At 39.4% G+C, this 18053-nt stretch carries 15 protein-coding genes and 1 tRNA gene; 15 read left to right on the forward strand and 1 reads right to left on the reverse strand.

Annotated features, from left to right (window positions below; all coding sequences use genetic code 11):
• Nucleotides 1-292 precede the first annotated feature (292 nt).
• The 3 genes from mnmE (at nt 293) to rsmG (ending at nt 4607) form a co-directional block, all read left to right on the forward strand.
• Nucleotides 293-1672 carry a tRNA uridine-5-carboxymethylaminomethyl(34) synthesis GTPase MnmE gene (gene mnmE, locus ACYQ5K_RS10045; RefSeq protein ID WP_173688217.1) on the forward strand — a complete coding sequence of 460 codons (1380 nt, stop codon included), beginning with the start codon at nt 293-295 and terminating at the stop codon, nt 1670-1672.
• Nucleotides 1638-3530 carry a tRNA uridine-5-carboxymethylaminomethyl(34) synthesis enzyme MnmG gene (gene mnmG / locus ACYQ5K_RS10050; protein WP_173688218.1) on the forward strand — a complete coding sequence of 631 codons (1893 nt, stop codon included), beginning with the start codon at nt 1638-1640 and terminating at the stop codon, nt 3528-3530. Before mnmE ends, mnmG begins: the two co-directional genes overlap by 35 nt.
• Nucleotides 3531-3890: 360 nt before the next feature.
• Nucleotides 3891-4607, forward strand: a complete 717-nt coding sequence (gene rsmG, locus ACYQ5K_RS10055) for a 16S rRNA (guanine(527)-N(7))-methyltransferase RsmG (RefSeq protein WP_173688219.1) — start codon at nt 3891-3893, stop codon at nt 4605-4607.
• A 600-nt stretch (nt 4608-5207) separates the two neighbouring features.
• Here the strand turns inward: rsmG and ACYQ5K_RS10060 are convergent.
• Entirely contained in the window at nt 5208-6161 is a 954-nt protein-coding gene (locus ACYQ5K_RS10060) for an alpha/beta fold hydrolase (RefSeq protein WP_243868775.1), read from the reverse strand.
• Between the two features lie 653 nt (nt 6162-6814).
• Between ACYQ5K_RS10060 and ACYQ5K_RS10065 the strand changes: the two genes are divergently transcribed.
• The 12 genes from ACYQ5K_RS10065 to ACYQ5K_RS10120 all read left to right on the forward strand — a co-directional run bounded on the left by ACYQ5K_RS10065 (nt 6815) and on the right by ACYQ5K_RS10120 (nt 17967).
• Complete coding sequence (locus ACYQ5K_RS10065) at nt 6815-7582, forward strand: ParA family protein (protein ID WP_173688221.1); 768 nt, start codon at nt 6815-6817, stop codon at nt 7580-7582.
• 2 nt (nt 7583-7584) lie between these two features.
• Complete coding sequence (locus ACYQ5K_RS10070; RefSeq protein ID WP_173688222.1) at nt 7585-8481, forward strand: ParB/RepB/Spo0J family partition protein; 897 nt, start codon at nt 7585-7587, stop codon at nt 8479-8481.
• A gap of 3 nt (nt 8482-8484) precedes the next feature.
• A complete protein-coding gene (locus ACYQ5K_RS10075) occupies nt 8485-9027 on the forward strand; it encodes a DUF4446 family protein (RefSeq protein ID WP_173688223.1) in 543 nt (180 codons plus the stop codon).
• Nucleotides 9028-9319: 292 nt separating this feature from the next.
• On the forward strand, nt 9320-10600 hold the full coding sequence (gene serS, locus ACYQ5K_RS10080) for a serine--tRNA ligase (protein ID WP_173688224.1): 1281 nt from the start codon (nt 9320-9322) through the stop codon (nt 10598-10600).
• Nucleotides 10601-10615: 15 nt separating this feature from the next.
• Nucleotides 10616-11494: a DUF3881 family protein gene (locus ACYQ5K_RS10085; RefSeq protein WP_173688225.1), complete on the forward strand. Its 879-nt coding sequence runs from the start codon at nt 10616-10618 to the stop codon at nt 11492-11494.
• A 784-nt stretch (nt 11495-12278) separates the two neighbouring features.
• Nucleotides 12279-12352 (forward strand) — tRNA-Arg (locus ACYQ5K_RS10090).
• A 356-nt stretch (nt 12353-12708) separates the two neighbouring features.
• The gene (locus ACYQ5K_RS10095) at nt 12709-12966 is read left to right on the forward strand and encodes a helix-turn-helix domain-containing protein (RefSeq protein WP_243868781.1); all 258 of its coding nucleotides are present in this window, start codon (nt 12709-12711) and stop codon (nt 12964-12966) included.
• A gap of 175 nt (nt 12967-13141) precedes the next feature.
• Complete coding sequence (locus tag ACYQ5K_RS10100) at nt 13142-14575, forward strand: phospholipase D-like domain-containing protein (protein WP_459777528.1); 1434 nt, start codon at nt 13142-13144, stop codon at nt 14573-14575.
• Nucleotides 14554-15264, forward strand: coding sequence for a response regulator transcription factor (locus ACYQ5K_RS10105; RefSeq protein WP_173688248.1), 711 nt, complete (start codon nt 14554-14556; stop codon nt 15262-15264). The genes ACYQ5K_RS10100 and ACYQ5K_RS10105 overlap by 22 nt, the downstream gene beginning before the upstream one ends.
• Nucleotides 15264-16307, forward strand: a complete 1044-nt coding sequence (locus tag ACYQ5K_RS10110) for a HAMP domain-containing sensor histidine kinase (RefSeq protein WP_173688249.1) — start codon at nt 15264-15266, stop codon at nt 16305-16307. Before ACYQ5K_RS10105 ends, ACYQ5K_RS10110 begins: the two co-directional genes overlap by 1 nt.
• Nucleotides 16308-16340: 33 nt before the next feature.
• The gene (locus ACYQ5K_RS10115; protein ID WP_173688250.1) at nt 16341-17405 is read left to right on the forward strand and encodes an FUSC family protein; all 1065 of its coding nucleotides are present in this window, start codon (nt 16341-16343) and stop codon (nt 17403-17405) included.
• Entirely contained in the window at nt 17395-17967 is a 573-nt protein-coding gene (locus ACYQ5K_RS10120) for a CDP-alcohol phosphatidyltransferase family protein (RefSeq protein ID WP_173688251.1), read from the forward strand. The genes ACYQ5K_RS10115 and ACYQ5K_RS10120 overlap by 11 nt, the downstream gene beginning before the upstream one ends.
• Nucleotides 17968-18053: the final 86 nt, after the last annotated feature.

Here is an 18053-nt window from a genome sequence, read left to right on the forward strand (position 1 = left end):
ATTGGTCTGGCAAATATGGTACGTGCACCGTTATAACAGAATTTTTTACAGTAAACCGCAGTCATTTGATGGCTGCGGTTTTTTGCTGCCATCATCTCTGCAATTCATCTGTTACTATTTATTCCCAGGTCAGTCACTTTGCTGCTTCACACCAGGGGGATACACATTTTATCTATGATACATTCGCCTTTGTAAAAGCACATTCTTCACAATAGGCACTTCCATTTTGACTGCATTCGGGGTAAAATGGTAGCATCGCATTTATTACAAATATATAGAAGGAAGCAATATAATGGGATTTAAAACAGACACAATCGCAGCAATCTCCACAGCAATGACTAATTCCGGAATCGGAATCGTGCGTCTCAGCGGAGAAGATGCGTTTTCTATTATTGACAAGATTTACAAAGGCAAAAGCCCGAAGCTTCTGTCCGAACAAAAAAGCCATACCATTCACTATGGCTATATCATGGACGGAGAGCAGACGATTGATGAAGTGCTGGTTCTTTTAATGCGTGGACCGCACAGCTACACCGGTGAAGATACTGTGGAAATCGACTGTCACGGCGGTGTATTTGTCACAAGAAAGATCCTTGAGACCGTGATCAAATACGGTGCAAGGCCTGCTGAACCCGGTGAATTTTCCAAAAGGGCTTTTCTGAACGGCCGGATGGATCTGTCACAGGCCGAAGCCGTGATCGATATCATCAGCTCCAAGAATGACTATGCACTACAAAGCTCTGTAAACCAGTTGAAAGGCTCTGTCCACAATAAGATCAAAGAGATCCGTGAAGTAATCCTTTACCATACCGCATTTATCGAAAGCGCACTGGATGATCCAGAGCATATCAGCGTAGACGGATATGGTGACAGCCTTCTGGGCGTCGTAAAGGATCTGCAGCAGAAAATCCAGCGTCTTCTGGATACTGCCGATGACGGACGTATCATCAAAGAAGGCATCAAAACGGTAATCGTCGGGAAACCGAACGCCGGGAAATCCTCTCTGATGAACGTTCTGGTTGGCGAAGAAAAGGCGATCGTAACTGAGATTGCCGGAACCACAAGAGATGTTCTGGAGGAAAATATCCAGCTTCAGGGCGTATCTTTAAACATCATGGATACCGCCGGAATCCGCGATACCTCTGATATCGTAGAGAAGATCGGTGTGGATAAAGCAAAAGAAAATGCGGAAAAAGCCGATCTGATCATCTATGTGGTCGACGCATCCAGACCTCTTGATGAAAATGATCACGAGATCATCGAAATGATCCGGGATAAGAAAGCAGTGATCCTGCTGAATAAGAGCGACTTATCCACAGTTGTTGACAAAAAGGCATTAGAAACGTTGATAACTAAGCCAATGATCGATATTTCCGCAAAAGAGGAGACTGGGATCCACGAACTGGAATCTACTTTAAAAGAGATGTTTTATCACGGTGATATCTCATTTAACGATGAGGTTTATATCACCAATATCCGGCACAAAACAGCTCTTGCCGATGCACTTTCCAGCCTGAAAAAGGTAGCAGAGAGCATTGAAAACCAGATGCCGGAAGACTTTTTCACAATTGACTTAATGGATGCATATGAATCTCTGGGAAGCATTACCGGAGAAACGATAGGAGAAGATTTAGTAAATGAAATATTCAGCAAATTCTGTATGGGAAAATAAAGACGCATACGACATCGTTGTAGTTGGTGCAGGACATGCCGGCTGCGAAGCTGCCCTTGCCTGCGCAAGACTCGGCCTGAAAACGATTGTTTTCACCGTAAGTGTGGAAAGTATCGCCATGATGCCATGCAACCCGAATATCGGCGGTACCTCAAAGGGACACCTGGTACGTGAGCTGGATGCGCTCGGCGGTGAAATGGGAAAGAACATCGACAAGACATTTATTCAGTCAAAGATGCTGAATAAATCTAAAGGACCTGCCGTTCATTCCCTGCGCGCCCAGGCAGATAAGAACAAATACAGCAATACCATGCGACAGACGCTGGAAAACCAGGAGAACCTGGAGATCCGGCAGGGCGAAGTCGTCAATATCCTTGTGGAAGATAGTTCTGTAACGGGCGTTCAGACCTATTCTGGCGCTATATACCGCTGCAAGGCCGTTGTACTGTGTACCGGAACCTACCTGAAGGCAAGATGCATTTACGGTGATGTCAGCACACATACCGGTCCAAACGGGCTGCAGGCAGCAAATTATCTGACCGATTGTCTGAAGGAGCTTGGTATTAAGATGTACCGCTTCAAAACCGGTACACCGGCACGTATCGACAAGCGCAGCATTGATTTCAGTAAAATGGAAGAGCAGTTCGGCGACGAAAGGGTTGTACCTTTTTCGTTCACAACAAATCCGGAAGATGTGCAGATTGAGCAGACTTCCTGCTGGCTTACCTATACCAATCCGACAACCCATGAGATCATCCGTAAAAACCTGGATCGTTCCCCTCTTTATTCCGGTATGATCGAAGGCACCGGTCCACGTTATTGTCCGTCTATCGAGGACAAAATCGTAAAATTCGCCGATAAAGAACGGCATCAGGTATTCATTGAACCAGAAGGTCTGGAGACCAACGAAATGTACATTGGCGGAATGTCAAGTTCACTTCCCGAAGATGTTCAATATGAAATGTACAGAAGTGTCCCAGGACTTGAACATGCAAAAATAGTTAAAAACGCATACGCTATTGAATATGACTGTATCGACGCAAGGCAGCTTCATCCGACGCTTGAGTTCAAATCTATTCATGGTTTGTTCAGCGGCGGTCAGTTCAACGGAAGTTCAGGATATGAAGAAGCCGCCGCTCAGGGACTTATTGCCGGAATCAATGCCGCACTGGAGGTTCTTGGAAGAGAGCAGTTAATTTTAGACCGTTCCCAGGCTTATATCGGTGTTCTGATCGATGATCTGGTTACAAAAGAAAGCCACGAACCATATCGTATGATGACTTCACGTGCCGAATACCGGTTACTCCTGCGCCAGGACAACGCCGATCAGAGACTAACCGAAATAGGACACAAAATAGGGCTTATTTCAGATGAGAGATACCAGATGTTGTTAGACAAAGAAGAAATCATCCGCAAAGAGATCCACAGGCTTGAACATACCAACGTTGGAACTTCCCGGGAAATCACGGATTTTCTCACAAATTGCGGCAGTACACCTCTTACTTCAGGATCTACACTTGCTGAGCTTATTAAGCGTCCTGAGCTGAATTACGAGCTTCTGGAACCTATCGATCATATGCGGACAGAAAGCTTCAGCCGGGAGATTATGGAACAAATTGATATCAACATCAAATATGAAGGCTATATCAAGCGCCAGTTAAAACAGGTAGAACAGTTTAAAAAGCTTGAAACCAGGAAAATACCGGCAGATATCGATTACGATGCAGTTCCGAGCCTGCGAATCGAAGCTGTGCAGAAATTAAAGCAGTTCCGACCGCTTTCCATCGGTCAGGCATCCCGTATTTCCGGTGTCTCACCTGCCGATATTTCTGTATTACTGGTATATTTAGGACATTAGACCGCCAGATAACCCGACCTGTATTTTGATCTTTTTTTGGATATTACAGAATCCATTATTTCTGGTTTCTGTTTTTCCCTTTATATAGATGTGTACTTTTGGGGGCATCACCCAAAAAGTACACATCTATTTTCAAAGAAAGGGTTTTATCGTGTACTTTATAGGGTAAAAAGTATGTATTTCATCTTTTCGTATACCTTTTAGGTGCATGATTGTATTTATTTAAAAACATTATCACTTTATCGTGTACCTTGAAGGTGCTATCTTTCCATAAATTGTGTACCTATTTGGTGCAAAACAGTGTAAATTACTGTTTATTTTCCGCAAAGATGTGTACTTTTAGGGGGAAAAAGGAGCAATATGAGTAAAAGATTTGAGCAACAGCTTGCAGAATTAGGTATTGCATTAACGCATACCCAGTTTAATCAGTTTGATAAATATTACGAAATGCTGGTGGAATGGAACAAGGTTATGAATCTCACCGGTATCACCGAGTACGAAGAAGTAAACGAAAAGCATTTCATCGACAGCCTTGCATTAGTAAAGGCTCTGGATATCAGTAAAGTTCAAACCGTGATCGATATAGGAACAGGCGCCGGATTCCCCGGAATTCCTTTAAAAATCGCCTTTCCGCACCTGAAAATCACGTTGCTTGACTCTTTAAATAAGAGAATCCGTTTCCTTGACAGTGTGATTGAAGAGTTAAATCTTACGGATATCCATACAATCCACGGCAGAGCAGAAGATTTTGCCCGCCAGGCAGACTACAGGGAACAGTTTGACCTCTGTGTTTCACGTGCAGTGGCCAATTTATCTACATTATCCGAATACTGCCTCCCTTATGTAAAGGTTGGTGGATTCTTTATTTCTTACAAATCCGGTGATATTGTCAATGAACTTTCCGCTGCAAAAACCGCAGTACATGTCCTTGGAGGTACACAAAATAAACCAGTTGTATTCCAGCTTCCAGGCAGTGATATCAGCCGTTCATTTGTAAAGATCAAAAAAATCAAACCTACAGGGAAGAAGTTTCCGCGAAAAGCAGGGCTTCCTTCCAAAGAACCTATCCATGGATAAACAGCTGCACATGCCTGTAGTCTGTATATGCCGCAAGTGGAATTGAACTTTTTTTCTTTATCCCGACCTTCTGCTACTAATTCTTTTTTATGGCAGTTCAATTTTGGTTGTGTAGTATGTTCAATTTTTATCAGTTCAATTCTGTATGTTTTAAAAATGCATTTTTATTTCGCATACAGTTCTGCCAGAAATTTGTTTTTCTGTTTCATTTCAAAAAAGCGGGTAAGTTCAATTTCTTACCCGCTTAAAATCTGATTTTTTATTTTCATTTAGCTTGATCATTTTTATAAAAAGCCCAATAATCATCCTTTCGTTGTGTTTTTCAGAGAAAGACATTTTACATAGAAATTTTCTAGAGTTGCATGTCGGTTTTCATGGTGCTCATGAGCAGAATAAGCACCAGTTCTGTTTGTTATGATACCAGGGTCAAAAGGTCAGAAAGCCGATGCAAGTTTGCTTGCAAGAGGATTTTTGACCCCAACATTTTGTTATTAAATAATCATAAAAGTTGGGCAAGAACCATATATAACCAAATGCGGGATGTACGCTTCGGTGTACATCCCGCATTTGACTATATTGTGTACCTGAAAGTACTTTATATTATTCAGCAGAGAAAAGGATATCCAGCTGTTCTGCAAATTCTTCCGGTTGTTCAATTTGAGGAAGATGTTTCGTATCCTTTATACACATGCATTCTATAGCAGGCACATGCTTCTGATATTGTTTAGCAATTTCAATACTGTTTTCATCATATTGTCCAGAGATAATGCAGATACTATTTGTCGCCTTGCGAATGCAATGATAAATATTTGTCTTTGTATATCCACCTTTGATGCTTGCAAACAAATATTTTGAATGTGCGTTTTCATTATGAGCAGATTCATGATATATCTTCGTCATCTGATAATCTACCGCATCTTCGTCGTACAGATACTTATCCACAAATTTTTCATCAATCGCTTCTTTTGAATGAATAATGTTGTACAGCAGCGTACCAATAATCGGTATTTCGATAAGGAACTTCAGCGTCTTGGTTCTCTTATTCGGACATTTTGCAAGTTCCGTAAGTGACAGTGGATTCACCATACAGATCTTTCCAATCACGTTTTCATCATTTGCACATGCCATAACTGCAATAGCAGCCGATTCTCCTGTAGCCACAACATCTGCCTTTTCGCCAATGATATGTTTAATAAAATCCGTCAGCATTTGTACATAAAGGAAATTAGTATAAGTAATATTTGGTTTTTCAGATCGCCCACAGCCTAGCAGATCCACGGTATAAACAGTATGCTTTTCTGCAAGAATTGCTGCTACTTTTTTCCATTCTACGCCAGAGCTTTCTGCATCCAGATCATGAAGAAGCAGTAGTGGTTTACCATTTCCCTGTTTTCTATAATAGATTTTTCCAAATCTCCAGTCATAATAATTTCCTTCAGATAAGTTTAACAAACTGTCTTTTGTTGCCATTTCTATAAGCGTTTTATTTATCAGATGGATTGTAATCGTACCAAGTGTTGCTAAAATCGCGCAACTTTTCAATTTATTTTTCATTGTCAATTGCTCCCTTCTCCGAATCTTTTTTGTTCCGATTCAGCAAGATCATACTCGCAAATAATATCTGTTTTGTCTATTATTCCACCTTGCGGCTTATAGATAAGTATACCATAATCTCCTCACAGTTTAAAGATTTACATCATGTTATTGTTCCTTGGTTTTCGACAAAATGTTTCACGTGAAACATTTCGTCTCCTCTTTTCAGTTGCTCATAGCCAAATATATTTTCTTTTATCCATAATATGAGGTTGGTGTCAAAAGGTATTTTGACCCCTTTGATACCAGATTGCTACATGCTTGCACTCTCGCAATTCCCAAAAAAATTCGTAATCCGCTCATTTTTCTTTTAAAAAATAGCTACTTACTCATGTTTTTGACTGATCAAGAGGTCAAAAATCCTCTTGCAAGCAAGCTTGCATCGGCTTTCTGACCTGTTAACCTTGGTATCATAATATTTTCATACATTTTTTACATTTCACTTTATGTAGAATGTTTCACGTGAAACATTCCCTTATTTATAAAAAATGCCGAAATAAATGTTTCACGTGAAACATTTAGTAGATTTAGATAAAGTTTAGTGCTACAATTATACCTAGATGTAAATAAGACTTCATATATATTTGCACACTATTAGAAAGGAGGTAATTACAATGGGACGAATAATTGCCGTTGCCAACCAAAAGGGTGGTGTTGGAAAAACTACAACAGCGATCAATTTATCCTCGTGTTTAGCGGCGAAAGGGCAGAAAGTTCTCTCAATCGACATGGACCCACAGGGAAATATGTCCAGTGGTCTTGGTATAGATAAGGATAATGTTGACTATACTGTATATGATCTTTTAATCGGCGAAGCCACTATAGATCAGGTGTTACAGAAAGAAGCGATTGAAAATCTCGACGTAATTCCCGCAAACATTGATCTGTCTGGCGCCGAAATAGAGTTGCTCGATACCGAGAACAAAGAATACATTTTAAGAGATGAGGTGCTTAAGATAAGAAGTAATTACGATTACGTCATTATCGACTGCCCACCTTCACTTAGTATGCTGACAATCAATTCAATGACTACAGCAGATACAGTATTGGTTCCAATACAATGTGAATACTATGCACTCGAAGGATTGAGCCAGCTGATTAAAACAATCGAGCTTGTAAAAGAAAGATTGAATGAAAACCTTGAAATGGAAGGTGTTGTATTTACCATGTATGATGCCAGAACCAATCTTTCTCTGCAAGTTGTTGAAAATGTAAAAGATAATCTTGATCAGACAATTTACAAAACTATCATTCCACGTAATATACGACTTGCAGAGGCCCCAAGTCATGGTTTACCAATCAACTTATATGATCCTCGTTCAACAGGAGCAGAAAGTTATATGTTATTAGCAGATGAAGTAATTCATAAAGGAGAAGAGTAAGCATGACAGCAAAACGAGGCGGACTTGGAAAAGGTCTGGATAGTTTAATCAAAGAAAACAAAACCGCAAAACATACTGCACCGGTTAAAAAAGAAGTAGTGAATGCCGGACCAATCATGATGAAGATCAATGATGTGGAGCCAAACCGTGACCAGCCGAGAAAACATTTTGAGGAAGATGCTCTCTTGGAACTTGCCGATTCAATCAAACAGTTTGGAATCCTACAGCCTCTGATTGTTCAGAAACGGAACGATTACTACGAGATCATCGCCGGCGAGCGTCGTTGGCGTGCGGCAAAGCAGGCCGGTATCAAAGAGGTTCCTGTCATCATTAAAGAATACACAGATCAGGAAATCGTTGAGATTTCTCTTATTGAAAATATTCAGCGTGAAAATCTGAATCCAATCGAAGAAGCGCAGGCATACAAACGCCTGCTAAATGAATTCAGTCTGAAACAGGACGAGGTAGCCGAGCGAGTTTCAAAGAGCAGAACTGCTGTTACAAACTCCATGCGTCTTCTAAAGCTGGACGAGAGAGTACAGCAGATGATCATCGATGACATGATTTCAACCGGACATGCACGTGCTCTTCTTGCAATCGAGGATAAAGAGCAGCAGTACATTCTTGCCAATAAAGTATTTGATGAGAAGCTCAGTGTCCGGGATACTGAAAAACTTGTCAAAGAACTAAAGAAACCCAAAAAAGAAAAAGAAAAGCCTGTTATCCAGAATGCATTTGTATATGAAGATCTGGAGGAACGTATAAAGTCAATCATCGGTTCCAAAGTCCATGTCAATCATAAAGCAAACGGAAAAGGCAGAATTGAAATTGAATATTATTCGGACAACGATCTGGAACGTATATTTGAATTGTTAATGTCAATACAGGAAGGAAAATAATATATGGAAAGTAAAATTCTAAAGTCACTTGGAATTGATCCGGCGTATATATTTCTTTTTCTTATCATGCTGATCATATTGATGTTTCTTCTTTATATTAATGTCAATATGAAATACAACCGTCTGAAATCGAGCTATAACGTATTCATGCGTGGACAGGACGGCAAAACGCTTGAAGAAAGCTTCATCGCAAGATTCAATGAGCTCGATGAGCTTTCCAATATTGCCCACGAGAATAAAGCGGATATCCGCATATTGTATCGTGCGTTGCGAAGCAGCTATCAGAAAGTCGGTATTGTAAAATACGATGCTTTCGGTGAAATGGGTGGAAAACTCAGCTTTGCCCTCACAATGCTTGACAATGACAACAATGGATGGATCCTCAATTCCATGCACAGCCGAGATGGCTGTTACACTTATATAAAAGAAATTGTGCGTGGTGAAAGTTACATTGAACTCTCTGAAGAAGAGGCCGAATCACTAGATCAGGCCGTTTACCAGGAAATGTATGATCCGGATGTACAGGATGCGATCAAACCACAGTAATTTTGCCTGAATCCCTTGATAATCCTCAGGCAATAGAATAAGATGATGTTACCAGGGTCAAAAGGTCTGAAAGCTGATGCAAGCTTGCTTGCAAGAGGATTTTTGACCTCTTGACCCGCCAAAAGCATGAGTAAGCAGCCATTTTTCAAAGAAAAATGAGCGGATTACGAATGTTTTTGAGGATTGCGAGAGTGCAAAGCACGTAGCAATCTGGTATCAAAGGGTCAAAATACCTTTTGGCACTTACATCATAAAATATAAAAAAATAAAGGAATAAGACAGGAGAACAATTATGTTAGATATTAAATTTTTAAGACAGAACCCGGATGTTGTAAAAGAAAACATCAAGAAAAAATTCCAGGATGAAAAGCTTCCACTTGTAGACGAAGTAATCGAGCTTGACAAGAGAAACCGTGAAATCAAAGGTGAAGTAGAAGCACTTCGCGCTGAGAAAAATAAAGTTTCCAAAGAAATCGGTGCATGCATGGCTCATGGCGAAAAAGAGAAAGCAGAAGAGCTTAAGAAAAAAGTTCAGGAAAACGCTACCCGTATGGAAGAACTTTCTGCTGAAGAAAAAGAAGTAGAAGCAAAAATCAAAAAAGATATGATGGTTATCCCGAATATCATCGATCCATCTGTACCGATTGGTAAAGACGACAGCCAGAATGTTGAAATTGAAAAATTCGGTGAACCGGTTGTTCCGGACTTTGAGATCCCATACCATACAGAAATTATGGAAAAATTCAACGGAATCGATCTTGAAAGTGCAGGAAAGGTTGCCGGAAATGGTTTCTATTATCTGATGGGAGATATTGCACGTCTTCACTCAGCAGTTATCTCTTATGCACGTGACTTTATGATCGATCGTGGATTCACATACTGTATCCCACCTTTCATGATCAGAAGCAATGTTGTTACAGGCGTTATGAGCTTTGCCGAAATGGATTCTATGATGTATAAAATCGAAGGCGAAGACTTATATCTGATCGGAACAAGTGAGCATTCTATGATCGGTAAATTCATCGATACCATGCTTGATGAAACTGAACTTCCAAAGACACTGACTTCTTATTCTCCATGCTTCCGTAAAGAAAAAGGAGCTCATGGAATCGAAGAACGTGGTGTATACAGAATCCATCAGTTTGAAAAGCAGGAAATGATCGTTGTATGCAAACCGGAAGAAAGCAAAGAATGGTATGATAAGTTATGGAAAAACACTGTTGATCTGTTCCGTTCTCTTGATATCCCGGTTCGTACACTGGAATGCTGTTCAGGTGACCTTGCCGACCTTAAAGTAAAATCTTGTGACGTAGAGGCATGGTCTCCAAGACAGAAGAAATACTTTGAAGTAGGAAGCTGCTCTAACCTTGGTGATGCACAGGCAAGACGTCTTGGCATCCGTGTAAAAGGAAGCGACGGAAACAAATACTTCGCACACACACTGAACAACACAGTGGTAGCTCCTCCGAGAATGCTGATCGCATTTCTCGAGAACAATCTTCAGGCAGACGGTTCTGTCCGCATTCCTGAAGTACTTCGTCCATACATGGGCGGTAAGTCTGAAATCAGATAGAAAACGAGGTAAATTTTGCATAAATATTTAAACGCTATCGGATTCCACGATATCGCATCTGAACGCGAATGGTATCAGATTCTTCTTGAATCCGAAAAGAAATTTTCCGGATATGACCGTATTGCCCTGGACGAACACACAGATCTCTGTGAGCTTCGCAGGGAATACGGCAACGGAATTGGCATTTCTTCCTGCGGCTTTATCGATGAAAATGATGAAGAGTTCCGCAGAGAATGCTATTTCCCATATTTTTCAGGCAGTGGAGTCAGCTCTTATGCTGATATTGCAGTAGAGCAGAAAGCATCCTCACCGATCTATGTTGGTGTCTGCGAGGATGTAAAGCTCGGCTGCAGTATCATTTTCCATATCCAGAACGGAATGGAGTACATAAAAGAAGCCACTCTCGGCGGTCTGAACAAAAGTTCAATCTCTGTAACATTTTCCGGGCTTGCCTTAAGTGGGAAAATTTTGCTTCCGGTCACAAAGGATGAAGGCGCTGTGGACAAGAGAGCGGAAGATCTCCGCAACCGGATGATGCTTATGAGTGCAGCAAAGGAAGGAAATCCCGATGCCATTGAAAGCCTTACACTTGACGACATCGACACCTATGCTGCAGTATCAAAAAGGATCCGTGGGGAAGATATTTACAGTATTGTCGATACGCATTTTATGCCATCTGGTCTTGAATGTGACCAGTATGCGATCCTTGGTGAGATTCTGAATATCGATACCATCGAAAATCTTCTTACCGGGAAAGAACTTTATGTTCTTACAGTTGAAACCAATGAGCTTCAATTTGATGTATGCGTACCGGTTGAAAAGGTGATTGGCGAACCGGCAGTTGGAAGACGGCTAAAGGCACAGATCTGGCTGCAGGGGCATATTAATTTTTAGGAAAGAATTTTGACTTATATAAAAAGCATGACCAAATTTCTTTTGATTGAAAAATGGTCGTGCTTTTTGTATATGATACCAGGGTCAAAAGGTCAGAAAGCCGATGCAAGCTTGCTTGCAAGAGGATTTTTGACCTCTTGACCTGCCAAAACATGAGTAAGTAGCCATTTTTCAAAGAAAAATGAGCGGATTACGATTGTTTTTGAGGATTGCGAGAGTGCAAAGCACGTAGCAATCTGGTATCAAAGGGGTCAAAATACCTTTTGGCCCCAACATCTGTATATGCGTTTCAGGACATTCGGCTTTACATAAAAAAGTCCTGTAAAAGCTATTTCACATACCAAATCCCGCTCTGTTACCTCACACCATGATCATCCTCTTAGAAAAGCATTTGACATTTTCATGTTCAAAAGGTATGATATATGTATATGTTCTATTAGTTAAATGAGTATAACAAGCATCTCCTAAGCGCTTGTTGGGACGAAGATTTTTTGCTAACTGAATATGATGTGTCTCAGTACCTCAGTAGGATAGAGGGTTCGCCTCCTAAGAGAAAGCCGAGGCATTCCACAAGGGGAAAAAATGAAAAACAACTTTCAGTTCGAATCTATTCTGAAAAATGCCAAAGGTGACAACAAAGCATTCCCCAATTTGGGGAACGTTCTAATGTTACCGAATCGAAAAAATCTGTAGATTGACAACTCGAAAAAAGAGTTGATAATCTTATATATGGCCGAAGGGAAAAATCCCAGAAACCCAGTAAAATCAAGGGTTTGCGGCATGTGTCGTCATAGCTCAGCTGGATAGAGCACTCGCCTCCTAAGCGAGGGGTCGGAGGTTCAAATCCTCTTGGCGACGGGCTTCAAAGCGTTCGAAAATGTTAGCTGGATTAGCTGACAGCGAACGCTTTTGTTATTTTCTAATCACGTTCGTGACATGATTTTCCATTCAAAATGATCAATTACCAGCTAACGCAATTCGATTTTTGTTAGCTGACAGCTAATCAAAATCACCTGTTTGCAAACATGGGTTTTAGGAAGTTCAGCTAACATTTGGGTTCCGCTCTGTTGTCACCTCTTATTCGGGGATGTAAATCAGAGAAAAGGCGGGAAAAGAAACAATCTCTCCCAAACCTGCAAACATATAGTATAAAGGAATGTGTTGAAAAATCAGACTGTCATGAAGGAGTATATCTTTCAGAAGTGGCAGAACACATGAAATTATCGATTCCAGAAACATCTAAGATGGTAAAAAGTCTTGAAAATAAAGGATATATTATCTGGAAATTAGATGAAAAAAAAGAAAGAACATACCTTGTTTTGACGAACAAGGCAATTGAATTAAGTCATTGTCAGAAAGAAAAAATGATAGAAGCCTATGAAAAAATCATATCGAATATACAAGAAGATGAATTGGCAGTTACACGGTGTACATTGAGAAAAATCCGACAGCTTATGGAAGAAATAAAATAGTGATTAATACACCAGAGTAAGAAAAGCTCCTTCATATATTAGAATAAAAATATGACTGTTTCTTTAAAAAGAAGCCGGTCATATTTTTTTATGAAAAATAAATTTTGTTGAGGTTAAATTGAGATTGACTTTGTATTGTATAAGTATGAAATAAAAAGGAATCAGGTGATGCACAATGAAAAAGCATAAAATATGTAAAATCCTTCTTGTTATACTGGCAATTTTTTTATGTGTGGCTTTTTATGAATTGCTCGGAATCTGCGTTGCATATAAAAAGCAGCCGGAAGTGTCCAATACAACCAAAAAAGAAACAAAAAATGGATCATGGAACGAATGCAGTGAAAATACAGAACGGGCAGTAATCATAGAAAAGAATCCTGAAGCACTTTTACAAAGAGTGCGTTTGATTAAGAATGCAAAAGAGGAAATTATTCTTTCTACTTTTGCATTTCAATCCGATGAAAGTGGGAAATTGATCTTAGGAGCACTGCATGATGCGGCAGACAGAGGTGTACATATTTGTCTGTTAGTAGATGGAATGGAGAGCTGGATTGATATGGAAGGAAATCCGTATTTCTATGGATTATCTTCCCATGAGAATGTTGAAATTAAACTGTATAATAAGGCCAATCCGTTGAAACCGTGGAAAATGATGGGTAGAATGCATGATAAATATTTAATTGCAGATGGTAAGACATATATTCTTGGTGGAAGAAATACATACAATTATTTCCTGGGTGATTTTCCGGGACATAAGAACTATGACAGAGATGTGTTAGTGGTTTGCGATGAACCTGAGAAAGAAAATTCAGTTAACCAGTTGTTAGAGTATTTTGAAACGATATGGGATCAGGAAGACAGTGGTTATTTTCATGACAATAAAAAACTGGCAAATAGAAAATCTGTAAAGAACGCAGTTTTAGAGCTGCAGAACGGCTATCAGAAATATTTTGAAGAGAATAAGGAAAGAATCTGCGATACCGATTACACGGACGAAACTTTTGAGACAGAAAAGATTGCATTAGTGTCAAATCCTATCCACACAGGTCCCAAGGAACCAGTAGTCTGGTATCAACTGGGAGAACTAATGAAAAATGCAAAAGAGCGCGTGAAAATTCATACACCATATATTATCTGCAATGATATGATGTATAATACATGGAAAGAGATTGCGGAGAGAGTTCCGGATTTTTCTATCATGACAAATTCAGTTGCGAATAATGGGAATCCATTTGGGTCTGCTGATTATGCGAAAAACAGAAACAGAATCTTAAGTACAGGAATTGATATCTGGGAATATGAAGATGGTTATTCATACCACGGAAAAAGTATTCTGATTGATGATGATCTGTCTGTAATCGGTTCCTTTAATATGGACATGAGAAGTGCATATCTGGATACGGAACTGATGCTTGTAATACGCAGTAAAGATATTAATAAACAGTTGGAAGAGGGCATGATGGAATATGAAAAAGTGTCCCGCCAGATATTAGAAGGCGGAACTTATAATGATCCATATCATGTAGAGCCAATCGAATTAACAAAGAAACGTCAGAGAAAAATATTTTTGGTACAGCATCTGCTTGGATGGGCAAGGTATCTGTTTTAATGAGGAGGAAGGAAAACGTGTTTCAAATATTGATTGTAGAAGATGATAAAGAATTAAGCCAGCTATTCCAAAAAGTGCTTGAGAAGAATGGATATCAAGTCAAAAGTGCATCGGATGGAACACAGGCATTAGAAGTATTGGATAAGGAATATATTGATTTGATCATTTCTGATATTATGATGCCGGTTATGGATGGCTATGAACTGGTGTCAGAACTTCGTTCAGCAGGATATCAGATACCAGTGCTTATGATCACTGCGAAAGGTTCCTTTGATGATATGCGTCAGGGATTTTTTTCGGGAAGTGATGATTATATGGTAAAACCGGTAAATGTGAATGAAATGGTTTTAAGAGTCGGAGCACTGCTTCGCCGTGCACAGATACTGAATGAACACAAAATTGTGATCGGTTCAACAGAGTTTGATTATGATGCAATGACGGTTACAACTGATAAGGAAAGTCTTGTTTTACCTAAAAAAGAATTCCTGCTTTTATATAAGCTTGCAGCTTCGCCAGGCAGAACATTTACAAAACAACAGTTGATGGATGAAGTATGGGGATACGAGACGGAGGCAGACCCACATACGATAGAGGTACATATAGGAAGAATCAGAGAGCGTTTTAAAGATAACTCGGATTTTGAAATCGTAACAATGCGTGGAATTGGATACAAGGTGGTGAAAAAATAATGGAACAAAAGAAAGAAAAAGGATTGCGGATCCGATCCTGTCTGACTGGTGCAATCTGGCTGGCACTTGTATTTTCAACAGTCATATCTGCTTTATTATTTGCTTTTTTGAATCATTTTTTTAATCTGCCGGGCAGCATACCTGTGCTTGGCTGGCTTTTGATTTTCAATACATTGATTGCAGGGCTGATCACTTCCTTTATCAATGCAAAGTTACTGGAACCAATTACCAGACTTAGTAAAGCAATGAAGGAAGTTTCTCAGGGAGATTTTGAACAGCATTTGGAAACGAACAGCCGTATAGCAGAAGTTGGAGAATCTTATCAAAGTTTTAACGTTATGACAAAAGAACTTCGTGCAACAGAGGTGCTGCAGATGGATTTTGTATCTAATGTTTCTCATGAGTTTAAGACCCCGATCAATGCCATTGAAGGATATACAATGCTGCTTCAGGGAGAAGAACTGTCTCCGGATCAAGAGGAATATGTAGAAAAAATCTTATTTAACACCCAAAGACTTTCCGGATTGGTTGGTAATATTTTGCTGTTATCCAAGTTAGAGAATCAGAATATACCAATGAAAAAAACAGAATATCGTCTGGATGAACAGATCCGCCAGGCATTTCTTTCATTGGAAACAAAATGGGCAGAAAAAGAAATTGGTTTTCAGGTAGAATTGGAGGAAGTTAAATATACTGGAAATGAAGGACTTTTTATGCATATCTGGATAAATCTTTTGGATAATGCTATTAAATTCAGCCCTGCAAAGGGGACAATTACGATGTTTCTGAAACAAGAACAGGATTCTGTTAAGTTCATTCTGGAAGATGAAGGACCAGGAATAGAGGATGATGTAAAATCCAGAATATTTGACAAGTTCTATCAGGTAGATGGATCTCATAAAGCAGAAGGAAATGGCCTAGGTCTTGCACTTGTAAAACGGATTGTAGATAGTGCCGGAGGAACAATCAAAGCAGAAAACCGTGAATATGGTGGATGCAGATTTGTTATAGAGCTGCCAAAGCAGAAAGATGAGATTATATAGTTTTAAGATAAATTAGAAGATAGGAGGATTTATATGACATTTTATCAGGAGTTGCAGTTAAATCAGGCAGGTTCTAAAAACCTATTGAAAAAGAGTGAAACACTAAAAGAAAAATTATATCATATGTGGGTATATCTGATGAAGATAGCTGTTACAATGGCATTTTGTTTTTTCTTTGTTAGTATTTTCAGCATCCTATTTGGAAATGAGAACAGCATTGTAGGTGTAGTAGTCTTATTATGTCTCATGGTGTTTAGAAATGCGGATCTGGGGATCCACACCGGCCAATCTACGATGCTTTTGGCTTTGTTCTTTGTAATTATGACTGTATGTCCGCATTTAGCAAATCAGTTTTCACCAGTATTGGGAATGCTGTTAAATATTGCGGCACTGGCTGTGTTGATTCTGTTCGGATGCCATAATCCATTCATGTTTAATCAATCTACATTGGTTCTTGGGTATCTGCTACTATATGGTTATGATGTTACGGGAAAAAGCTATCAGATGCGATTAGTCGGAATGGCTTTAGGTGCAGCACTTACCTGCTTCGTATTTTATCGAAATCATAAAAACAGAACTTATAAAAGAAATCTGAAAGATCTGATACAAGAATTTGATATCACTTCTTCCAGAACAAAATGGCAGATATGTCAGATTTTATGCGTACCGATTGTCCTTTGCATTGCAGAACTTTGTAATATGCCACGTGCAATGTGGGCTGGTATTGCGGCCATGTCTGCGATTTTGCCGTTTATGGAAGATATGCACTACAGAGTCCGTAAAAGGATTGTCGGAAATATTGCAGGTGTTATATGTTTTACAGTATTATATTTTCTGCTTCCTTCGTCAATCTATGCATATATAGGAATTCTTGGTGGAATCGGTGTAGGATTTTCAGCACAATATGGCTGGCAGGCAGTATTTAACACATTTGGTGCTTTAGCCATTGCTGCAGAGACTTATGGACTAAAAGGAGCGGTTAGTCTTAGAGTGATTCAAAATGTTTTTGGTGTTGTGTTTGCTTTAGCATTTTGTGTTATATTTTATTGGTTTATGTCTAAAAAAAAGGAAAGTGAGTTGACCGTACATGCAGAGTAAAGTGAATCAGGAAGAAAATTTGAATAGAATTATTACGGTTCCTAATCTTCTTTCTTTTTTTCGGCTTTGTCTGATTCCGGTAATTATATGGAATTATTGTGTAAAAAAAAATCCTCTGTTAGCTGGAGAAATCTTATTGCTGTCTGGTCTTACGGATCTTGCTGATGGATATATCGCAAGAAGATTCCATAGGATTAGTAATTTAGGAAAAATACTTGATCCGGTGGCTGATAAGCTGACACAGGCAGCGATGTTAATCTGTCTGTTTACTCGTTTTCCGCATATGCTTCTTTTAATCGTAATAATGGCAGGTAAGGAGCTGTATATGGTAGTCAGTGGATGTCTTGTGATACGAAAGACAGGAAAAGTAGACGGTGCAGACTGGCATGGAAAGATAGCAACCTTTTTATTATATGGAACTGCAGCGGTGCATATTATATGGTTCCACATTACACCGATGGTATCAGATCTGTTGATTGGTTTGTGCGCTATAATGATGGTCATATCGGTCGCTCTGTATATTATCCAGAATACCAAGACCCTTAAGGGAGAGACTGTATAAGCAATTTTATATTGCAATGAATAGAAAAATATTTAGGAGAAGATAGATATAAACAGTAAGTCAAACACACAAACTATGGAGTCTTT

The sequence above is a fragment of the Allocoprococcus similis genome (assembly GCF_054660775.1).